Genomic DNA, 779 nt, shown 5'->3' with positions numbered 1-779 from the left:
TGGAGCCAACCTTGAAATACCACCCTTTAATGTTTGATGTTCTAACGTAGACCCGTGATCCGGGTTGCGGACAGTGTCTGGTGGGTAGTTTGACTGGGGCGGTCTCCTCCCAAAGAGTAACGGAGGAGCACGAAGGTTAGCTAATCCTGGTCGGACATCAGGAGGTTAGTGCAATGGCATAAGCTAGCTTGACTGCGAGCGTGACGGCGCGAGCAGGTGCGAAAGCAGGTCATAGTGATCCGGTGGTTCTGAATGGAAGGGCCATCGCTCAACGGATAAAAGGTACTCCGGGGATAACAGGCTGATACCGCCCAAGAGTTCATATCGACGGCGGTGTTTGGCACCTCGATGTCGGCTCATCACATCCTGGGGCTGAAGTAGGTCCCAAGGGTATGGCTGTTCGCCATTTAAAGTGGTACGCGAGCTGGGTTTAGAACGTCGTGAGACAGTTCGGTCCCTATCTGCCGTGGGCGCTGGAGAATTGAGGGGGGCTGCTCCTAGTACGAGAGGACCGGAGTGGACGCATCACTGGTGTTCGGGTTGTCATGCCAATGGCATTGCCCGGTAGCTAAATGCGGAAAAGATAAGTGCTGAAAGCATCTAAGCACGAAACTTGCCCCGAGATGAGTTCTCCCTGACTCCTTGAGAGTCCTGAAGGAACGTTGAAGACGACGACGTTGATAGGTCGGGTGTGTAAGCGTAGCGATACGTTGAGCTAACCGATACTAATGAACCGTGAGGCTTAACCTTACAACGCCGAAGCTGTTTTGGCGAAGAGA

The 779-nt window shown here is 53.4% G+C and carries 1 rRNA gene; it reads left to right on the top strand.

Annotated elements, in window-relative coordinates:
* Positions 1-750: ribosomal RNA gene (locus tag AC007G_RS28285) — 23S ribosomal RNA — on the top strand; the annotation flags it as partial.
* Positions 751-779 lie beyond the last annotated feature (29 nt).

This window comes from Klebsiella sp. CSG-1 (assembly GCF_056521145.1).
This window is presented reverse-complemented; position numbering and strand designations above follow the sequence as displayed.